At 67.2% G+C, this 18,518-nt stretch carries 13 protein-coding genes and 1 pseudogene; 7 read left to right on the forward strand and 7 right to left on the reverse strand.

What is annotated here, in order from left to right:
- Positions 1-25 precede the first annotated feature (25 nt).
- Positions 26-1,420, reverse strand: a complete 1,395-nt coding sequence (locus RND64_RS09805; RefSeq protein ID WP_049697166.1) for a DUF349 domain-containing protein — start codon at positions 1,418-1,420, stop codon at positions 26-28.
- Positions 1,421-1,530: 110 nt separating this feature from the next.
- On the opposite strand from RND64_RS09805, the gene RND64_RS09810 reads away from it, so the two are divergent.
- The 4 genes from RND64_RS09810 (at position 1,531) to hflX (ending at position 5,881) form a co-directional block, all read left to right on the forward strand.
- Complete coding sequence (locus RND64_RS09810) at positions 1,531-2,382, forward strand: hypothetical protein (protein ID WP_331436612.1); 852 nt, start codon at positions 1,531-1,533, stop codon at positions 2,380-2,382.
- Positions 2,379-3,299, forward strand: coding sequence for a tRNA (adenosine(37)-N6)-dimethylallyltransferase MiaA (gene miaA, locus RND64_RS09815; RefSeq protein WP_049697480.1), 921 nt, complete (start codon positions 2,379-2,381; stop codon positions 3,297-3,299). Before RND64_RS09810 ends, miaA begins: the two co-directional genes overlap by 4 nt.
- A 26-nt stretch (positions 3,300-3,325) precedes the next feature.
- Positions 3,326-4,228 carry a diaminopimelate epimerase gene (dapF, locus tag RND64_RS09820; RefSeq protein WP_049697167.1) on the forward strand — a complete coding sequence of 301 codons (903 nt, stop codon included), beginning with the start codon at positions 3,326-3,328 and terminating at the stop codon, positions 4,226-4,228.
- An 81-nt stretch (positions 4,229-4,309) separates the two neighbouring features.
- A complete protein-coding gene (gene hflX / locus RND64_RS09825; RefSeq protein ID WP_049697168.1) occupies positions 4,310-5,881 on the forward strand; it encodes a GTPase HflX in 1,572 nt (523 codons plus the stop codon).
- A 4-nt stretch (positions 5,882-5,885) separates the two neighbouring features.
- Here hflX and RND64_RS09830 read toward each other — a convergent pair whose 3' ends face one another.
- The 4 genes from RND64_RS09830 to RND64_RS09845 all read right to left on the reverse strand — a co-directional run bounded on the left by RND64_RS09830 (position 5,886) and on the right by RND64_RS09845 (position 10,113).
- Positions 5,886-6,146 carry an HPr family phosphocarrier protein gene (locus tag RND64_RS09830; RefSeq protein WP_005204573.1) on the reverse strand — a complete coding sequence of 87 codons (261 nt, stop codon included), beginning with the start codon at positions 6,144-6,146 and terminating at the stop codon, positions 5,886-5,888.
- 43 nt (positions 6,147-6,189) lie between these two features.
- Positions 6,190-8,283: a PTS fructose transporter subunit IIABC gene (locus RND64_RS09835; protein WP_049697169.1), complete on the reverse strand. Its 2,094-nt coding sequence runs from the start codon at positions 8,281-8,283 to the stop codon at positions 6,190-6,192.
- Between the two features lie 97 nt (positions 8,284-8,380).
- Positions 8,381-9,346: a 1-phosphofructokinase family hexose kinase gene (locus RND64_RS09840; protein WP_049697170.1), complete on the reverse strand. Its 966-nt coding sequence runs from the start codon at positions 9,344-9,346 to the stop codon at positions 8,381-8,383.
- On the reverse strand, positions 9,343-10,113 hold the full coding sequence (locus RND64_RS09845) for a DeoR/GlpR family DNA-binding transcription regulator (protein ID WP_049697171.1): 771 nt from the start codon (positions 10,111-10,113) through the stop codon (positions 9,343-9,345). The genes RND64_RS09840 and RND64_RS09845 overlap by 4 nt, the downstream gene beginning before the upstream one ends.
- 269 nt (positions 10,114-10,382) lie before the next feature.
- Between RND64_RS09845 and ptsP the strand changes: the two genes are divergently transcribed.
- A complete protein-coding gene (gene ptsP / locus RND64_RS09850) occupies positions 10,383-12,098 on the forward strand; it encodes a phosphoenolpyruvate--protein phosphotransferase (protein WP_049697172.1) in 1,716 nt (571 codons plus the stop codon).
- Positions 12,099-12,142: 44 nt separating this feature from the next.
- Here the strand turns inward: ptsP and lexA are convergent, their stop codons facing one another.
- Positions 12,143-12,790, reverse strand: coding sequence for a transcriptional repressor LexA (lexA, locus tag RND64_RS09855; RefSeq protein ID WP_306302058.1), 648 nt, complete (start codon positions 12,788-12,790; stop codon positions 12,143-12,145).
- 316 nt (positions 12,791-13,106) lie between these two features.
- Between lexA and RND64_RS09860 the strand changes: the two genes are divergently transcribed.
- Both RND64_RS09860 and nrdR read left to right on the forward strand, forming a co-directional pair.
- Positions 13,107-13,736, forward strand: a complete 630-nt coding sequence (locus tag RND64_RS09860) for a LysM peptidoglycan-binding domain-containing protein (RefSeq protein ID WP_235434256.1) — start codon at positions 13,107-13,109, stop codon at positions 13,734-13,736.
- 144 nt (positions 13,737-13,880) lie between these two features.
- Positions 13,881-14,315 (forward strand): annotated as a pseudogene (gene nrdR, locus RND64_RS09865) (transcriptional regulator NrdR); the annotation flags it as partial.
- Positions 14,316-14,414: 99 nt separating this feature from the next.
- On the opposite strand, the gene hrpA reads toward nrdR, so the two are convergent.
- Positions 14,415-18,401, reverse strand: a complete 3,987-nt coding sequence (gene hrpA / locus RND64_RS09870; RefSeq protein WP_049697483.1) for an ATP-dependent RNA helicase HrpA — start codon at positions 18,399-18,401, stop codon at positions 14,415-14,417.
- Between the last annotated feature and the right edge of the window lie 117 nt (positions 18,402-18,518).

Raw genomic sequence — 18,518 nt, forward strand, 5'->3', positions numbered from 1 at the left:
CTGGTCGAGCTCAGCCCCGGGCCGGCTAGCGGTCGGCGATGGCGCTCTGCGCGGCCTGCGCCCATTCGCGCCACTGGGCCGCCTGCTCGCGCAGCTTCTCCGCGTCGCGCTTCTTGCCGCGCTCGGCCGCCTTTGCTGCCTGGTCCTCGAGTTGTGCTGCGCGGTCGGCGAATTGCGCGGCACGCGCGAGCGCCTCGGGGTCGGTGCGCTGCCACTGCGCGTCCTCGGCGTCGCGAATCCGCTTCTCCAACGCACGCGCACGGCCTTCGAGGCTGTGCATCTGTTCGCGCGGCACCTTGCCGATCTCGTCCCACTTCTCCCGGAACGTCCGGAACTCGCGGCGCGCACCGTCGAGATCGGATGCGGGATCGATGGACTTCTCCGCCTCGTCGAGCAGGGCTACCTTCGCCGTCGCGTTGGCACTGAACTCGGCGTCGCGCTCGGACGATGCCGCGTTTCTAGCAGCGAAGAAGACGTCCTGGGCGGCTTTGAACCGTTGCCACAGCGCCTCGTCGGCGTCGCGCGGTGCCCGCCCGGATGCCTTCCAGTCGGCGAGGAGTTCGCGGAAGGCGCCCGCGGTCGGACCCCAGTCGGTCGACGACGACAACGCCTCTGCCCGTGCGATGAGCTCCTCTTTGCGTGCCTTGGCGCCAGCGCGTTCCCGATCGAGATCGGCGAAGTGGGCGCCGCGTCGACGATTGAACGCGTCGCGCGCCTTCGAGTACCGCTTCCACAGCGCGTCGTCGGTCTTACGGTCGATGCCCTTGATGGTCTTCCACTCGTCGAGGATCGCGCGCAGCCGATCGCCCGCGGTCTTCCACTGGGTGGATTCTGCTCCGATGGCTTCCGCCTCGGTGGCGAGTTCTTCTTTGCGCGCGATGGCTGTGGCGCGAGCCTGTTCGCGCTCGGCCTTCAGCGAGTCGGCGACGTCGTCGGCACTTCCGACGATGACGGTCAATCGCTGCTCGATGGCAGAGACGTCGCCGATCACGCTGGCCTCGGGGAGGGTGTCGAGCAGATGTTTGGCTGCGGCCTGCGACTTGCGAGGATCGCCGGTGCGTGCGGCGAGGCGCTCTTCGAGAATCTCCACCTCTGTCTCGAGGTCGGAGTATCGACGCGCGAAATGGGCGAGACCCTCGTCGATGGTTCCCGCCTGCCACGACCCGATCTCACGCTCACCGTCCGCGGTGATGAGCCAGACGACGCCCTGTTCATCGATCCGCCCGAACTTGCGGGGATCGAACGACTCATGCTTACCGACGGCAACTGCAGGAACAGGGGTCGGTGCCTGCGCGGCAGGTTTGGGTCCGGGACCGGGCCGAGGGCCGGGCTTGGGACCTGGCTTCGGCGGGCCGGGCCGGGGGCCGGGAGTCGGCTCGGATGCGGGTGTGGCCGGTCCGCTGGTGTCGTCGCTCGTCATGGTGTGGTCCCCTCACAGCGTCAGTGGTGCCGCGCGTCACGGCTGCCTGTCACTACGTCCTGCGCAACTGGCCCCAGGACTCCACCTATTCAAGCAGGTCAGGGTTCTCGATGTGCGGCCTGCGGAACATCGCCGACGTCGCGGGGGGTGTGTCGGAGCTAGTCGCGGCATCGGGCACACCGTCGGCTAGCGTCGACGGTGTGCTGGCGTGTGTGGTTTTCGTCCCGAGCGCACCACTGGTCGTTCCCGAGTTGGCGGGACCGGACGCGGTGGACACCCTCGAGGTGCGCTCGGCTGTTCGCGATGCGGGCGCGCTGCTCGCCCGACATGCGTCACGCTGGGTGGCGGTGGGGGCCGACGACCGCATCGCCTCCGCGAGGTCCGGTGCAGGCGAGGCGCAGGCCTCGCGCTCGATACCGACGACGGGCGGTTTCGGCAGGTTCGGCGTCGACGTACCGGTCTCCCTGGAACGAGCGGGTGAGGAGCGATCATCGGGACGTCTGCCGCTGTCGATGTTGATCGCCGGGTGGTTACGCGGACAGGTCGACGCCGCGTCGGTGCGTCCGATCGTCGTCGACCCCGACGTACGGCCCGAAGTCGCCTGCGAGCGCGGTCGTGCACTGGCGGCCGAGATCTCCGCCGACCCCGAGCCAATCGGGGTACTCATCGTCGCCGACGGTGCAACCGCGCTTGCGCCGAAGGCTCCCGGCGGGGGCCGACGCGACAGCGCCGTCGAACTCCAGCAGCGCATAGTCGAGGCGCTCGGGGCGGCTGACGTCGACGCGCTTCGCGGACTCGACGTTGCCGCGTGCGATGCCGACGGAGTCGACGGCAGGGCGGCGTGGCAGGTCGCCGCGGCGATCGTCGGCGACACCCTGATGGCGGCCGAGGTGTCCTACGCCGACGCACCGTTCGGTGTCGGCTACGTCGTCGCGTCGTGGACACCCGAGGACGCGCGGTGAGTGCTCGGTCATCCGGGGTGACCCCCATTGCCGTCGTCGGCCCGACCGCGACCGGGAAATCCGACCTCGCGCTCGACCTCGCGGAACGACTCGACGGCGACATCGTCAACATCGACGCCATGCAGCAGTACCGCGGCATGGACATCGGCACGGCCAAGCTGCCACCACAGGAGCGTCGGGGCATCCCGCACCATCAACTCGACGTCCTCGACGTCACCGAGACGGCCACCGTCGCGCGCTATCAGGAGGCCGCGTCCGCCGACATCGACTCCCTGCTCGCCGCCGGCCGCACGCCGGTGATCGTGGGCGGGTCGATGATGTACATCCAGGGGCTACTCGACGACTGGCGCTTCCCGGCAACCGACCCCGCGGTGCGGGCCCGTTACGAGGCGATGCTCGACGAGATCGGAGTCGCGGCATTGCATCAGCATCTCGCGACTGTCGACCCTGCGGCGGCGTCGTCGATCCTCGCTACCGATGCACGACGGATCGTGCGCGCGCTCGAGGTCGTCGAACTGACCGGGGAGCCGTTCGCGGCGTCGGCGCCGAAGATCGGTGAGCCACGGTGGGGGACAAGGATTCTCGCGCTGGACCGCGACACTGCCGAACTGGACGAGAGGATTGCGCTCCGGACGCGGCTGATGTTCGCGAACGGTCTCGTCGACGAGGTGGACGCGCTCGTCGAGGCCGGTCTGCGCGAGGGCGTCACCGCTCGTCGAGCAATCGGATATGCGCAGACACTGGCCGCACTGGACGGCGAGTACGACCTTGCGACTGCGGAAGAACTGACCTTCATCGGCACCCGTAGATACGTGCGCAGGCAGCGGTCGTGGTTTCGCCGCGATCACCGCATCCATTGGCTCGACGCCGCGACACCCGCACTCCTCGACGCCGCGCTTGCGGCGGCGGAAGTCTGAGAACCTCCCGCACGTATTCTGGACGGGTGACGACGATCAGCGAGGCAGTGACCTACGTGAAGGGGCACGGCACCCAGAACGACTTCGTCGTGCTCACCGACCCGGCGGTCGAACTCGACCTCACGACCGACTTCGTGGCGGCGGTCTGCGATCGCCAACGCGGTATCGGGGCCGACGGCATGCTGCGCGTCGCGCGGGCGGTGGCCCTCGTGCGCGCCGGCGTCCTCGACGAACTGCCCGACGGCGTCGACCCCGACGACTGGTTCATGGACTATCGAAACGCTGACGGCTCCATCGCCGAGATGTGCGGCAACGGCGTCCGCGTCTTCGCCCACTACCTGCGGGCCACCGGGCTGACGGATTCCGACGAGTTCACGGTGGGTTCGCGCGCGGGCGGACGTCCCGTGGTGGTGCATTCTTTCGATGATCTGTTCGCCGACGTCAGTGTGCGGATGGGTCGGGTGACACTCGGAGACGACGCGACCGTGCGGATCGGCGACGACCTCTATCCGGGTGTCGCGGTCGATGTCGGCAACCCGCACCTGGCGTCCGTGGTGCCCGACATGTCGACGTCTGACCTCGCCGCGATCGATTTCTCTACCGGCGTCGTCCTGCCGGACGGCGTCTTTCCGCACGGCGCCAACGTCGAACTGCTGACGTCTCCCGAAGACGGCCCGCACGGTGGTCTGCACGCCACGATGCGTGTCTTCGAGCGCGGTGTCGGCGAGACCAGAAGTTGCGGAACGGGGCTGGTCGCGGCGGCGGCAGCGGGTCTGCAGACCCTCGGCCGCGACGCAGGCGAGATGGTCATCGACGTGCCCGGCGGAAGGGTGACGGTCACCGTTGCCGACGGTCATGCGACGCTGCGTGGACCGTCCGCACTGGTGGCCGACGGCCGATTCCGGGCGGGCTGGTATCGCGTCGACTGACGTGCCGCAGGCCCGCTGTACGGCGGCTCGGCGGATATCCACGTGCTCGACGGGGCGTCGGCGTGTCACCATGGATGGTGTATGACCGAAACATCACCACAGGTACATGACCTGCACGACACCCGTCCCGTCGACGCGAACGCACCCGCGATCGACCTCTCCCGCGATCTGATCGATCCCGACGATCTCGTCGACCCCGCAGACTTCGGCGACCACGACGATTCCCGCGACCGTGCCCACACCCCGACGACCGGCGAGCTCGCACTCTCCGATCGCGCCTCGCTGCAGCGCGTCGCCGGGCTCTCGACAGAGCTCACCGACGTCACCGAGGTCGAGTATCGACAACTGCGCCTCGAGCGCGTGGTGCTCGTCGGCGTCTGGACCGAGGGATCCGCGGCCGCCGCGAAGGCGAACATGGAGGAGCTCGCAGCGCTCGCCGAGACCGCGGGTTCCGTGGTCCTCGAAGCAGTGATCCAGCGACGATCCTCACCCGATCCCGCGACCTTCATCGGCTCGGGCAAGGCGCAGGAGCTGCGCGACGTCGTCGCCGACACCGGCGCCGACACCGTCATCTGCGACGGCGAGCTGACCCCTGCGCAGCTGACCGCGCTGGAGAAGGTAGTCAAGGTCAAGGTGATCGACCGCACGGCCCTCATCCTCGACATCTTCGCCCAGCATGCGAGTTCGCGTGAGGGCAAGGCGCAGGTGGCTCTAGCGCAGATGGAGTACATGCTCCCGCGTCTGCGTGGTTGGGGTGAGTCGATGTCCCGTCAGGCCGGTGGCCGGGCCGGCAGCAACGGCGGCGTCGGTCTGCGCGGACCGGGTGAGACGAAGATCGAGACCGACCGTCGGCGCATCCGTGAGCGAATGGCCAAGCTGCGCCGCGAGATTCGCGAAATGCGCACCGCCCGAACCACGAAGCGCTCTGCGCGGCTGCGGGGCGCTGTGCCGCGCATCGCCGTCGCGGGATACACCAACGCGGGTAAGTCGAGTCTGGTCAACGCCATGACGGGTTCGGGTGTGCTCGTGCAGGATGCGCTGTTCGCGACCCTCGATCCGACGACGCGCCGCGCGACTCTCGAGGACGGCCGCGAACTGGTCTTCACCGACACCGTCGGCTTCGTCCGCCATCTCCCGACGCAACTCGTCGAGGCATTCCGGTCGACGCTGGAGGAGGTCGTCGATGCCGATCTCGTACTGCACGTCGTCGACGGCAGCGACCCGTTCCCCGCGGAACAGATCACGGCGGTCCGACGGGTCATCAACGACGTCGTGGCCGAAGAGGGAGTCGCGCCACCCCCGGAGTTGTTGGTGATCAACAAGATCGATGCCATCGATGCGTCCCGGCTCACCGAACTGCGCGGCATGCTCGGCGCGGGCGGTAGTACGCACGGCCCCAACTCAGCGGGCGTCGTGTACGTCTCGGCGCGCACCGGTGAGGGACTGCCCGAACTGTTCGAGGCGGTCCGAGAGTTCGTGGGTCGCGACGACGTGGAACTCACCGTCGACATCCCGTTCACGCGAGGCGATCTGGTGTCACGAATTCACCGCGAGGGCGAGGTTCTCACCACAGACCACAGCACCGAGGGCACCCGGATGCGTGTCCGTGTGCCCTCGGCGCTGGCGGGAGAACTGGCCTCGTTGAAGCAGTAGGGGTCTACTCCGCGTCGAGGTCGGCGGCGACGAGCTTCGCGATGGCGTCGAGCGTTGCCTGATCGTCGGATTCGACGACGACCGCGGTTCCCTTCTCGGCACCGAGCGTCATGATCAGCAGTGCCGATCCCGCGTCGACAGGTTCGCCTCCGACGACCGAGATCGTCACGGGTGTACCCGCGTCGGCGACTGCCTCGGCGATGATCGTTGCTGGTCGTGCGTGCAATCCGACGGCTGATCCGACCTCGACGGTGGTGCTTGGCATTATTTGCTCCTTTGCAGATGGGGTTATGTCGGGACTGGTGATCTCAGGCGGGAATGGTCTCGAGCTCGGGTGCCGCTGTCTGGCGGCTGGCCGATCGCCCGAATTGCTTGGCCGCGACGACGCATACCGTGCCGAGGACCGTACCCGCCGCAAGCGCGGCGAGGAAGAGCAGCCAGTGGTTCATCGTGAAGAAGACGAAGATGCCGCCGTGCGGCGCACGCTGAGTGACTCCGAAGGCCATGATCAGAGCGCCTGCGAGTGCGCCACCCGCCATCATCGACGGAATCACGCGGATCGGGTCCTTCGCTGCGAACGGGATCGCACCCTCGGAGATGAATGCAGCGCCGAGGAACCAAGCGGCCTTACCGTTTTCGCGCTCGGGCTCGGTGAACAGTCCGGGGCGGATGACGGTGGCGAGTGCCATCGCGAGCGGCGGAACCATGCCCGCACACATGACCGCTGCCATGATCTCGAGCTGGGGTGTGTCGCCGATCGCGAGACCGGTGGTGGCGAAGAGGTACGCGGCCTTGTTGACCGGTCCACCGAGATCGAAGCACATCATGAGTCCGAGGACCACGCCGAGGACGATCTTGGAGCTGCCGCTCATGCTGTTGAGACCGTCGGTGAGCTGGGTGGTGACCCAGGCGAGCGGCTTGCCGAGCAACATGAACATCAGACCGCCGACGATCAGGCTGCCGAACAGCGGGATGATGATGACCGGCTGGAGTCCACGTGCCCACTGCGGCAACGGAAGTCGGGAAATTGCGAGGCACACGGCGCCTGCGATGAGTCCACCGATCAAACCTCCGATGAAACTCGCGCCGACGGCAACCGAGACCAGGCCTGCGACGAAACCGGGTGCGATACCGGGACGGTCGGCTATCGCGAACGAGATGTAACCCGCGAGGACAGGTACCAGCATGCTCATGGCGAGCGCGCCGATCGCGAAACTGACACCGCCGAGGTACTGGCCGAGACCGCCCGCGGGTAGATCCCAGAGGCTGTTGTTCAGTGCGATGTAGGCGCCGTCGGACAGGGTTTTGGATGAATCGAGTGTCTTGTTGGCGATCTCGTATCCGGCAAGCAGGAAGCCCAACGCGATCAACAGTCCGCCTGCCGCGACGAACGGGATCATGTAGCTGACACCGGTCATGAGTGCCTGCTGGATCTTCTTGCCGAACGACAGGCTCGACGCCGATCCCTCCGCTGCGCCGGCACCGTCGTCTGCCGACCCGTCGACGCGCGAGGCGTGCGGATTGCGCGACGCCTCGACGGCCTCGGCAATCATCTTGTCGGGTTCGTTGATGGCGCGCTTGACCCCGGACTCGATGACCGGCTTTCCGCTGAAGCGGCTCTTGCCCTTCACGCCGACGTCGGTGGCGAAGATGACGGCGTCGGCACCGGCGATGACGTCAGGGGTGAACGGCGTCGTGCCCGACGATCCCTGCGGCTCGACGTGGAAGTCGACGCCCGCGCGTTCCGCGGCGTACTTGAGTGCGTCCGCGGCCATGTAGGTGTGTGCGATTCCGGTCGGGCACGCGGTGATCGCGACGATCGAGGGGCGCTTCTGCGAATCGGGACTCAGTGTCTTCGCGGTCTTCGCGCCTGCTGGCGACGCGGTCGCAGCAGCGGCGGCCGAGCTCGCCGCAGGCGTGGCGGATGTCGACGGAGAGCCTGCCGGGGCAGGGTTGATGGCCTCATCCACGAGTTCGACGACGCGCTCGTCGCTCGGCGCCTCGCGGAGGGCGGCGACGAAGTCGGGACGCACGAGCGCTCGTGCGAGCGAGCTCAGCAGCTTCATGTGGTCGGACGCAGCGCCTTCGGGTGCTGCGATGAGGAATACGAGGTCGGCCGGACCGTCGGGGGCACCGAAGTCGACCTTGTTGGACAGTCGGGCGAACGCAAGGCTGGCAGTGGTGACCGATGCGGCCCGTGCGTGAGGAATCGCGATCCCACCGGGCAGCCCGGTTGCCGACTTTGCCTCACGGGCCAGCGCGGCGCGGCTCAGTTCGGATGGATCGGTCGTGCGCCCGGCCTCGCCGAGATTCTCGGCGAGATAGGTGATGACGGCGGCGGGATCACTGCCGGCGTCGACATCGAGATGCACCGTCGCTGCGGTGATGATGTTGTCGGACATGGGTTTTCCTTCTACTTCTGTGCGGCCGGAGGGGGTGTTCCGGTTCTGGTCGGTGAGCTTCGTGGCGGTTCGCGTACAGGGTCTGGAGGCTGTGGGGTCACGTGATCGGGGCGGCTCCCGAGAGTTCGACGACATCGACCGAGTCGACGTCGACCTGTGCTGGAAGCGGCGGTTGCGTCCCCGCAAGTCCGGCGGCCGCCGAGCCGTAGGCGACTGCCGTGCGGAGACGGTCGGGTTCGGAGGCGCCTGCCGTGTACGCGATGAGGTATCCGGCCAGCGACGCGTCGCCTGCCCCGACGGTGCTGCGCGGCACGATCGGCGGGGGAGTGGCCAGCCAACTGCCTTCAGCGGTCGTGAGTACCGCACCCGCCGCACCGAGGGTCGCGAGTACCGCTCCCTGCGTGGTGGCGATCAGCGTGCGCGACGCCGCCACGACGGGCAGGTAGTCGCCCGAGGCGATGGCAGCGGCCAGTTCGGCTGGGGCGATACCACTGACCTCGGCGAGTTCTTCGTCGTTGGGTTTGACCAGGTCGATGGGCCCCGACATCGCCGCGCTCAGGGGTGCGCCCGACGTGTCGATCGCCACGCGGCGTCCGCTCGTGACGAGGCGATCGGAGATGCGTCGATACCAGTCGTCGGGAACTCCCGGCGGAAGCGAGCCACACAGTGCCACCCACGACGCGTCCTCGGCGCTGCCGAGTACGAGCGCTGTCAGATCGTCGAGTTCGGCAGGTGTGAGGGTGTGGCCGGGCGCATTGATCTTCGTGGTCGTTCCGTCGTTTTCGGCGACCGTGATGTTCGTGCGGATCTGGCCGTCGATATCGACCGTGCGATAGGGCAGTGCGACCGCGTCGAGGGCGGTGAGCAGCGGGTCGTCGGCGTGCGCGGGTAGTACCGCGACGGTGGGGATGCCGGCTTCCGCGACGACGCGGGACACGTTGACTCCCTTGCCGCCCGGCTCGACCCGGGTGGAGGTACTGCGTTGCACCTCGCCCCGCATCAACGGTCCTGCGATCTCCAGGGTGCGGTCGAGACTCGGGTTGGCTGTGACTGTGAGGATCATGCGATCACGACCTCGATGCCGTGTGCCGAGAGCGCCGCGGAGAACTCGGGGTCGATCCCGTCGTCGGTGATCAGGACATCCACCTCGTCGAGCGGAGCGAACGAGCTGAAGTCCTCGCGTTCCATCTTCGACGAGTCGGCCAGCACTACGACGCGCTGCGCGGCGGCGACGATGGCCGACTTGACCGAGGCTTCTTCCGCGTCGGGGGTGGACAGGCCGTGGCCTTCGCTGATCCCGTTGGTGCCGACGAAGGCAACCGAAGCACGCATCTTTCGCAGCGCTGCGACGGTCTCGGCTCCGACTGCGGCCTGGGTGAGTCCGCGGACTCGACCGCCGACCATGAGTAGGGTGGCCCGCTCGTGCGCGGTGAGTGCCTGCCCGAGCTGGAGGCTCGTGGAGATCACCGTGAGCCTGCGATCCGAAGGCAGCAGCTTGGCGGCCTGGTAGGTGGTGGTTCCGGCGTCGAAGATCACCGATCCACCGTCCGAGGGCAGAAACCGTATCGCAGCGCGTGCGATCGCGGCCTTCTCTGCGGTGTGGGAGGACTCGCGCTGGTCGAGTCCCAGCTCGTTGACTACCTCGACCGTCCCGGCCTTGACTGCTCCACCGTGGACGCGTTGCACGCTACCTGCGCGCTCGAGGACCGCGAGGTCGCGGCGCACCGTCTCGCTCGTCACGTCGAACCTGTCGGCGAGGGCGGTTACGGATGCGCGGCCGTGCGCGCGCACCTGATCGGCTATTGCTCGCTGTCGCTCTTCGGCGTACACCTGTCGACTCCGATCTGTGGTGTGGCTCGCGCTTCGGCGAACCATCTGTGGGTCTGTGTTCTGTGGATCCGGCTGCTGTGGATCTGGCTTCTGCGGATCATCGTGAGTTTGGTTCTGTGTGGCATTCGATGTTGATATATCTGTGTTTACGCCCGTGTGTGTTGACAAGTCAAGTGTTTCGAGTAACTTTGATCACAGAAATTCACGACGCCGGGTATCCCTCACAGATCACCGCACCCGGCCGATCGACCCGGAAGGCAGCAGACGCAATGGAGAAGCACCTGGTATCGGAGAATCGGGTCACCATGAACGGTCAAGGAGAGTTGTCGGGAACACCCGTCGTCGCAGGGTTCGCCTACGGGCCGGTGTTGTGGCCGGGTGGGCGCGTCACGTACGACGAGACGTCACTCGGCACCGATCGCGTTCTGGCCGAGGACGAGCGGGACGCGGAGGCGGAACGCCTCGTCGCCGCCGCGGCAGTCGTCGCGGGCAGGCTACGTCATCGCGCGTCACACGCGTCGGGAGCTGCGGCCGAGGTCCTTGCTGCGACCGCCGGGTTGGCCGAGGATCGGGGATGGATCGGTGCGGCGAAATCTCGTGTCGCGAAGGGCGCGTCGGCGCCCGCCGCCGCGGTCGCGGCCACGGCGCAGTTCTCCGAGATGTTCGCCAAACTCGGCGGGTTGATGGCAGAGCGGATCACCGACCTCAACGACGTTCGTGACCGAGTGGTCGCCGAGTTGCTCGGCCAGCCGGAACCGGGGATTCCGACGCCGAGTCACCCGTCGATTCTCTTCGCTGACGACCTCGCTCCCGCGGATACCGCCGGGCTCGATCCCGCGGTGATCGTCGGGCTGGCCACGCGTCTCGGCGGACCGACCAGTCATACCGCCATCATCGCGCGGCAGTTGGGCATCCCGTGCGTGGTCGCTGTGGCGCGACTTAGTGAGATCACCAGCGGCACAATGGTTTTGCTCGACGGAGGCGCGGGGTCGATCACCGTCGAACCAGAGGGGGCCGAGGCGCGTGAACTCGTCGAGCGCAGCGTTGCGGAGGCCGCGCTTGTTGCTGCGTGGCGTGGCCCCGGCCGGACTGCCGACGGCACCGCCGTCGCCATCCTCGCGAATGTTGCCGACGGCGTCTCCGCGCGCAGCGCTGCCGATGCGCCAGTCGAGGGCATCGGGCTGTTCCGCACCGAGTTGGCGTTTCTCGACAGGGCGGATGAGCCCGATGTGGACGAGCAGACGCGGCTGTACCGCGACGTGTTCGAGGCGTTCGCGGGCCAAAAAGTCGTCATCAGAACGCTCGACGCCGGTTCGGACAAGCCGCTGGCCTTCATCGAGCACCCGGACGAGGCGAATCCCGCACTCGGCGTACGCGGCAACCGCATCGGCGACGACCACCCCGACATCGTGCGAACTCAGCTCGACGCGATTGCGCGCGCGGCAGAGGAGTCCGGCACGACGCCGTGGGTCATGGCACCGATGATCGCCACGGCCGCGGAGGCCGCACAGTTCGCCGAACTCGTCCGTCAGCGTGGTCTGACGGCAGGCGTGATGATCGAGATCCCGGCAGCGGCGATCCTGGCGCCGGCGATTCTGGCCGAGGTCGACTTCGTGTCGATCGGAACCAACGACCTCACCCAGTACACGATGGCCGCCGACCGGATGTCGGCAGAACTCGCCGAACTCACCGACCCGTGGCAACCGGCGGTGCTCGCACTCATCTCGCAGGTTGCGACCGCCGGCGCCCAGCAGGGCAAACCCGTCGGAGTCTGTGGCGAGGCCGCGGCCGACCCGTCGCTCGCATGTGTGCTCGTCGGGCTCGGAGTCACCTCGCTGTCGGCGGCTCCGGCGGCGACGCCCGCAGTCGGAGCAAAGCTGTCGACGGTGACGATGGAGCAGTGCCGGGCTGCCGCCGCTGCCGCACTTGCCACCTCGAGTCCGGCACTCGCCCGACGCGCAGCCGCCGAGCAACTCGACGGCTGACACAGACCCCGCTGGTCAACGACCTGCGGGGCCCGTTCGGCGCATCAGACCCGTCGCATCACCGTGACGACTTTGCCGAGGATGGCGGCGTCGTCTCCGGGGATCGGATCGAAGAGCGGATTGTGCGGCATCAGCCAGACGTGGCCGTCTTTGCGCTTGAAGGTCTTCACCGTCGCCTCGCCGTCGATCATCGCTGCGACGATGTCGCCGTTGTCGGCGACATTCTGCTGACGCACGACAACCCAGTCGCCGTCGCAGATCGCGGCGTCGATCATCGATTCGCCGACGACGCGGAGCAGGAACAACGAGCCCTCACCGACGAGCTCACGCGGAAGCGGGAAGACGTCTTCGACCGCCTCCTCAGCGAGAATCGGACCGCCCGCCGCGATACGGCCGAGTACCGGAACGAACGTGGGGGTCGGGAGATCTCCGTTGATGGCATCGGAGTGATGTGCATCGGGAGCCTCGGAGACGTTGACCGCCCGCGGACGGTTGGCGTCGCGCTTCAACAGGCCCTTGCGCTCGAGGGTGCGCAACTGGTGTGCGACCGATGACGTGGACGTGAGGCCGACGGCGTCGCCGATCTCTCGGATGCTCGGCGGATATCCACGCTCGCGCACCGACTTTCGGATCACATCGAGGACGCCACGCTGGCGATCGGTGAGTGTTGCCTCGGCGACGGCCGGATGGATCGGTGCCTCCTCGCCGCCTCCACTCTTCTTGCCTTCGACGCTGCGACCGTTGCCCTTGGGCGACGACGGGCCGCGTCGTGACTTCTCTGTCATCGGTTCCGTCCTTCCTGATGTGTGAAGCGGGTGCTGTTGTGAACCGGGTGCTGCTGTGAAGCGGGGTGGGGTGCGTCTTTCTTCCATCGTCTGGCGCCGACAGTAGCGGAGGCCACTGACAACATCAAACATTTGTTCGACGTGTCGCAGGACTTTGTCGGACCCCTCTGGTAGAACTCGAACATCAGTTCATCGAACGCTTGATCGACCATTGGAGGTAGCGATGACCAGCTTGATGACCAACCCGGTGACCCGCACGATTCCCAGCACGTCGAGTGCATCCGCGGCAACACCGCCGACCACCCGATCTGCAACGCCGCGACCTGCATCGACGACGCGTCCCCGAGTTCACCGCGCCACGGTGGTCAGTGGACGTGCACCGTCGAATCCCGCGCGTAGCGACGAGCTAAGTGTGGCGGGGCGCGTTCGAACGACTGAGTCCCGACGGACCGCCGTCGCAGACGTCGCGCCGCGGCCTCGGCGTCGGATCGCGTTCGATCACGGCACCTCAACGCGGCCTGCGGGCACGCGATGCGCCGGTGGCGTCGGAGAGCTGGTGGCGGCCCGTCGGCGCCGGGCAGCGGTCTTGGCGGTGCTCGCGGGAGTCGGGTTGGCACTGACCGTGTGGGTGGTCGGGACCGTCGGCGCCGACTACCAGCGGGCGAGCGTGCCGTCCTCGACCTCGACGCAGGTGGTCCACGTGCGTTCCGGCGAATCGCTGAGCTCGATCGCGGCACGCGTCGCGCCCGATGTGCCGCGTCAGACAGTCATCGACGAGATCATCGACCTCAACGATCTGCCGTCGAGTGGGCTGCGCGTTGGCCAACCGCTTGTCACACCCGCGTACCGCTGAGCGCTGGCGGTATTCTCGATGTCACAGGGTCCAGTCGGAAACCGACACGGTCACCGCTGCGGTCTCGCTTCCGCCGGTCGTCAGACGATCGGACCGAGCCAGACCGACGGAGCCGCTGCGTCCCGAGATCTGCACGAGGACTACATGCGCTGCCCGTTTTGTAAGAACGAAGACACCAAGGTCGTCGATTCGCGTGTCGCCGATGAGGGGCAGGCGATCCGGCGTCGTCGCGCGTGCAGCGAGTGCGGGCGGCGGTTCTCCACAGTCGAAAGTGCTGTTCTGGCAGTCGTGAAGCGAAACGGTGTGACCGAGCCGTTCAGCAGAGAAAAGGTGATGCGCGGGGTACGACGCGCATGCCAGGGACGTCACGTGAACGAAGACGATCTCGCACAGTTGGCTCAGCAGGTCGAAGACGCGGTGAGGTCGTCCGGTTCGGCCGAGATCCCCAGCAACGAGGTCGGTCTGGCCATCCTCGGCCCGCTCCGCGACCTCGACGAGGTGGCGTACCTACGTTTCGCCTCGGTCTACCGGTCGTTCGATTCGCTCGAAGACTTCCAACGCGAGATCGACGACCTCCAGGGCAACCTCACCGGTTCGCACGAAGGCTCCGACGACCTCGACACGCCCGCCACCCGCGACGACACTGTCGATGCTGCGTCGAGTCCGGCGGGTCCGGTCTCAACCGAGTCGGTCAAGAGCTCGTAGCGCCCGTTTCTCCGAAATGGGATAGGCGGTACCGAGTTTCTGGGCAAAGAGGCTCACCCTCAGCTCCTCGACGATCCACTGAGCTTCCTCGCTGACGATGTCTCGGCGCGATTCGGGAAGCTGTGTCAGGCGCTGGTTCCATCGTTCGGTGACCCTGTCGATGGCGGCCATTCCCTCGCGGTCGCGGTTCGCGGCGGCAGGAAGCTGCTCGAGGCGCTGTCGTGCGGCGGTCAGGTATCGCGGAACGTGCTGCAGGTGTTCGCTAGCCGTTGCGAGAACGAATCCGTCGAAGACCAGGTTGTTGAACTGTTCGGCGACGTCGTCGGCTGCTGTTTGACCCGAGTGGCGGTCGATCTCGGCACGCAGGGGAGCAACCTCACGCAACACATCGACAGCAAGAGCGAAATACTCCGGCGCCGCAGCCGATACACGCGGTCGCAGTGTCGAGACCAGCTCATCGAAGGCCGAGGGTGTGCGGATCGAGCCCAAATCGACTGCTGCGGGAGCGATGTCGCGAATCGCCCGACGGGTGCAGTCTGCATACAGCGCGTCGGGTGACGCATAGGGACTCTGGCTCAGTGCCAGCCGACCGGCCGGGTCGAGCCCGGCGCTGATCTTGCGTGAGAGCGGCGGGATCGCGTGGTCGAGCAGTTCGATGACGGCACCGTGCAATTGCGCACGTCGCTGGGCGTCCGACGTCGCGAGCGTCCGCGCCACCCCACGGTTACGCTCTCCGTCGACGACCTCGAGTGACGGATATCGCGTGATCTGTTGTCCGGCAACGCTATCGACGCTCGACTCGGCGAGTGTTCCGATTCCGTCGGCCGTCCACGTCGTGTACACCCGACGCGGCGTCGGCGCGGGCGCCTCACCCTCGATGCGTCGGCGGAGCTCGGCGAGGGACTTGCCGGTAGCGACCGACTCCTCTCGGTCATCGATCACGACGAAGTTCATGCGAAGGTAGGCGGGGAGTCGCTCCGGAGTGAAGTCGTCGGCCGCAATCGTCTGCCCGGTGATCGTCGACAGCTCACGCGCGAGGCCGTTGATGAGCGGCTCGCGGCGTGGGGTGAGACGAGACAGGGCGAGATCGGCGAATCGCCCGGCCGGTGCCATCGTCTTGCGGATCGTCTTGGGCAGCGTCTTGATCAACTCGGTGGCGAGTTCGCTCCGCATTCCCGGGACCAGCCAGTCAAAGCCCGCCGGGCGCACGTGTCGCAACAGCGGGCGTGGAATGAGCACGGACACACCGTCATCGGGTGCGCCGGGCTCGAATCGGTATCGCAGGCGGTAGCGGGTATCGCCCTGTTGCCACTCGCCGGGATAGTCGGCATCGGCGACGTGGACGTCGGCGGCGACGTCCTCCGGGGTGAGGTCGAGCAGCGACTGGTCGGCGCGGCGCGCCTTCTTCCACCAGGTGTCGAAATGGCGTGCCGAGGTGACCTCCGCGCCGATGCGATGGTCGTAGAAGTCGAACAGTTGGTCCTCGGTGATCACCACGTCGCGGCGTCGAGCGCGGTGTTCGACCTCGGCGGCGTCGGACAGCAGTGCTCGATTGCGGTCGAAGAACGGATGATTCGTCTTCCAATCACCTTCGACGAGGGCGTGCCGGATGAACATGTCACGCGCGGCGGCAGGGTCGATGGGTCCGTAGTCGACGCGGCGTCGGGCCACCAGCGGGACGCCGTAGAGCGTCGCGCGTTCGTATGCCATCGTGGCACCGCGCTTCGACGACCAGTGCGGCTCGCTGTATGTGCGTTTGACCAGGTCGCCTGCGAGTCGTTCGGCCCACAGAGGGTCGATTCCCGCGACGGTGTGCGCGAAAAGCCGGGACGTTTCCAGGATCTCGGCGGCCATCAGGAACGCGGGCGGCTTCTTGGAGAGTGACGAGCCGGGGAAGATCATCAGGGTCGTGTTGCGTGCGCCCGTGTACTCCCGACCTTCGGCGTTGCGGGCGGCGATGTTGCTCAGGAGCCCGGACAGTATCGCCTGGTGGATCGCATCGGTGTGGTGCGACGCCTCGGCCTCGCCAGACTCCTTCGACGACCAGCCGAGATCGTCGACGATGCGCCGAAGCTGTCGGTGCAGATCCTGCCACTCGCGGATGCGGAGGTAGTGGAGGAACTCGCGTTCGCAGGTGCGGCGGAACTGGTTGCCGGACAGTTCTTGTCGCTTCTCCTGGAGGTAGCGCCACAGTGCGAGGTAGCCCATGAAGTCGGAGCCGGGCACGACGAACCGCTTGTGGGCTGCGTCGGCGGCTTCGCGATGATCGCCGGGTCGCTCGCGGACGTCGGGGATCGACAGTGCGGCAGCGATGACCAGAACGTCGGCGAGACAACCGGATTCGTGTGCCGCGATCAGCATGCGCGCGACCCGAGGCTCGACCGGGATGCGCGACATCGTGCGTCCGACAGGTGTCAACCGCGGTGTGGTGTCGGTCTTGTCGGTCGTCGTGATCGCGCCGAGTTCGGTGAGAACCCCGATTCCGTCGCGGATACCGCGTGCGTCGGGAGGTTGGACGAAGGGGAAGTCGGCGATGTCGCCGAGCCGCAGCGAGGCCATCTGCAAGATGACCGACGCGAGATCGGTGCGGAGAATCTCGGGGTCGGTGAAGGCGGGACGGGCGTCGAAATCGGCCTCGCTGTACAAGCGGATGCAGATGCCGGGGGCGACTCGCCCGCACCGCCCGGCGCGCTGGCGGGCGCTCGCCTGTGAGATCGGTTCGACCGGAAGTCGATGGATCTTGGTGCGCGCCGAGTATCGCGAGATACGTGCGGTGCCCGTGTCGATCACGTAGCGGATACCCGGGACGGTCAGCGACGTCTCGGCGACGTTGGTGGACAACACGATTCGGTTGCCGCGCGACTGTGTGAACACCTTCTGTTGTTCGGCGATCGACAATCGCGCGTACAGCGGAACCACCTCGGCGCCTGCCGCGACGCGTCGGGACAGTGAGTCCGCCGCCTCGCGGATGTCACGTTCGGTTGGCAGGAACACCAGGATGTCACCCCCGGCGTTACTGCGTCCCCACAACTCGTCGATGGCGGCGTCGATGCCCTGGATCTGGTCGAGGTCGGCGTGCTCGCCGCCACCGCGTTCGTCACCGGTGTCGGGGCCGTCGGAGGAGATGAGCGGGCGGTAGCGGACGTCGACGGGATACGCCCGCCCCGACACCTCGAGCACGGGGACCTCGGCGTCGGGTGTGGTGAAATGCCGCGCGAACCTGTCGGGTTCGATCGTGGCCGAGGTGATGATGAGCTTGAGGTCGGGGCGACGGGGGAGCAGTCGGTGCAGGTAGCCGAGGATGAAATCGATGTTGAGGCTTCGTTCGTGCGCCTCGTCGATGATCAGCGTGTCGTAGGCGCGCAGCATCGGATCGGTGGCGATCTCGCGGAGCAGGATGCCGTCGGTCATCACCTTCACGAGCGTGTCGGCGCCGGAGCGGTCGGAGAACCTCACCGAATACCCCACGGCGTCGCCGATCTCGGTGTTGGTCTCGTCGGCGATACGTCGCGCCACGGAACTGGCGGCGATACGCCTCGGCTGGGTGTGACCGATGGCGCCGCGCACGCCTCGGCCGAGCTCCAGGCAGATCTTGGGCAGCTGCGTGGTCTTGCCCGACCCGGTTTCGCCCGCGATCACGACGACCTGGTGAGTGGCGATCGCGGCGGCGATCTCGTCGCGGGCCACCGACACCGGTAGCTCCGGTGGGAACTCGAGCACCGGAACTGATGCTCGACGACGCTCGACGCGGCGTGATGCGGCGTCGATGTCGCGCGAGAGTGCCGCCACCGCATCCGCGTTCGACGATGCACCGAGCTTGTCGACGCGGCGTCGAAGGCGGTGTTGGTCGACGATCGTCAGGTCGGCGAGCCGGCGTCGAAGTGAGCGTTGGTCCGTCGGAGTAGGTTGCGTCGCCTCGGCGGTGGACTCGCTGGGCTGTGATTCGGGGGAGACGGACATGATCACTCAAGGATATGTGTCGACGCATGGGTCAACGCAGTCTGACCTCCGACCGATGACCCAGAGTGTGACCCTGGGTGCGCTGACCTGACCCTGAGTGCCCTGACCGCGATGCCG

Origin of the sequence: Gordonia sp. w5E2, from assembly GCF_036540975.1 — a bacterium.
Classification (GTDB): domain Bacteria; phylum Actinomycetota; class Actinomycetes; order Mycobacteriales; family Mycobacteriaceae; genus Gordonia; species Gordonia jacobaea.

Coding starts and splice junctions, on each gene's coding strand:
- RND64_RS09805 (WP_049697166.1), bottom strand. CDS start 1,420: ATGACGAGCGACGACACCAGCGGACCGGCCACACCCGCATCCGAGCCG.
- RND64_RS09810 (WP_331436612.1), top strand. CDS start 1,531: ATGTGCGGCCTGCGGAACATCGCCGACGTCGCGGGGGGTGTGTCGGAG.
- hflX (WP_049697168.1), top strand. CDS start 4,310: ATGACCGAAACATCACCACAGGTACATGACCTGCACGACACCCGTCCC.
- RND64_RS09830 (WP_005204573.1), bottom strand. CDS start 6,146: ATGCCAAGCACCACCGTCGAGGTCGGATCAGCCGTCGGATTGCACGCA.
- RND64_RS09835 (WP_049697169.1), bottom strand. CDS start 8,283: ATGTCCGACAACATCATCACCGCAGCGACGGTGCATCTCGATGTCGAC.
- RND64_RS09840 (WP_049697170.1), bottom strand. CDS start 9,346: ATGATCCTCACAGTCACAGCCAACCCGAGTCTCGACCGCACCCTGGAG.
- ptsP (WP_049697172.1), top strand. CDS start 10,383: ATGGAGAAGCACCTGGTATCGGAGAATCGGGTCACCATGAACGGTCAA.
- RND64_RS09860 (WP_235434256.1), top strand. CDS start 13,107: ATGACCAGCTTGATGACCAACCCGGTGACCCGCACGATTCCCAGCACG.
- hrpA (WP_049697483.1), bottom strand. CDS start 18,401: ATGTCCGTCTCCCCCGAATCACAGCCCAGCGAGTCCACCGCCGAGGCG.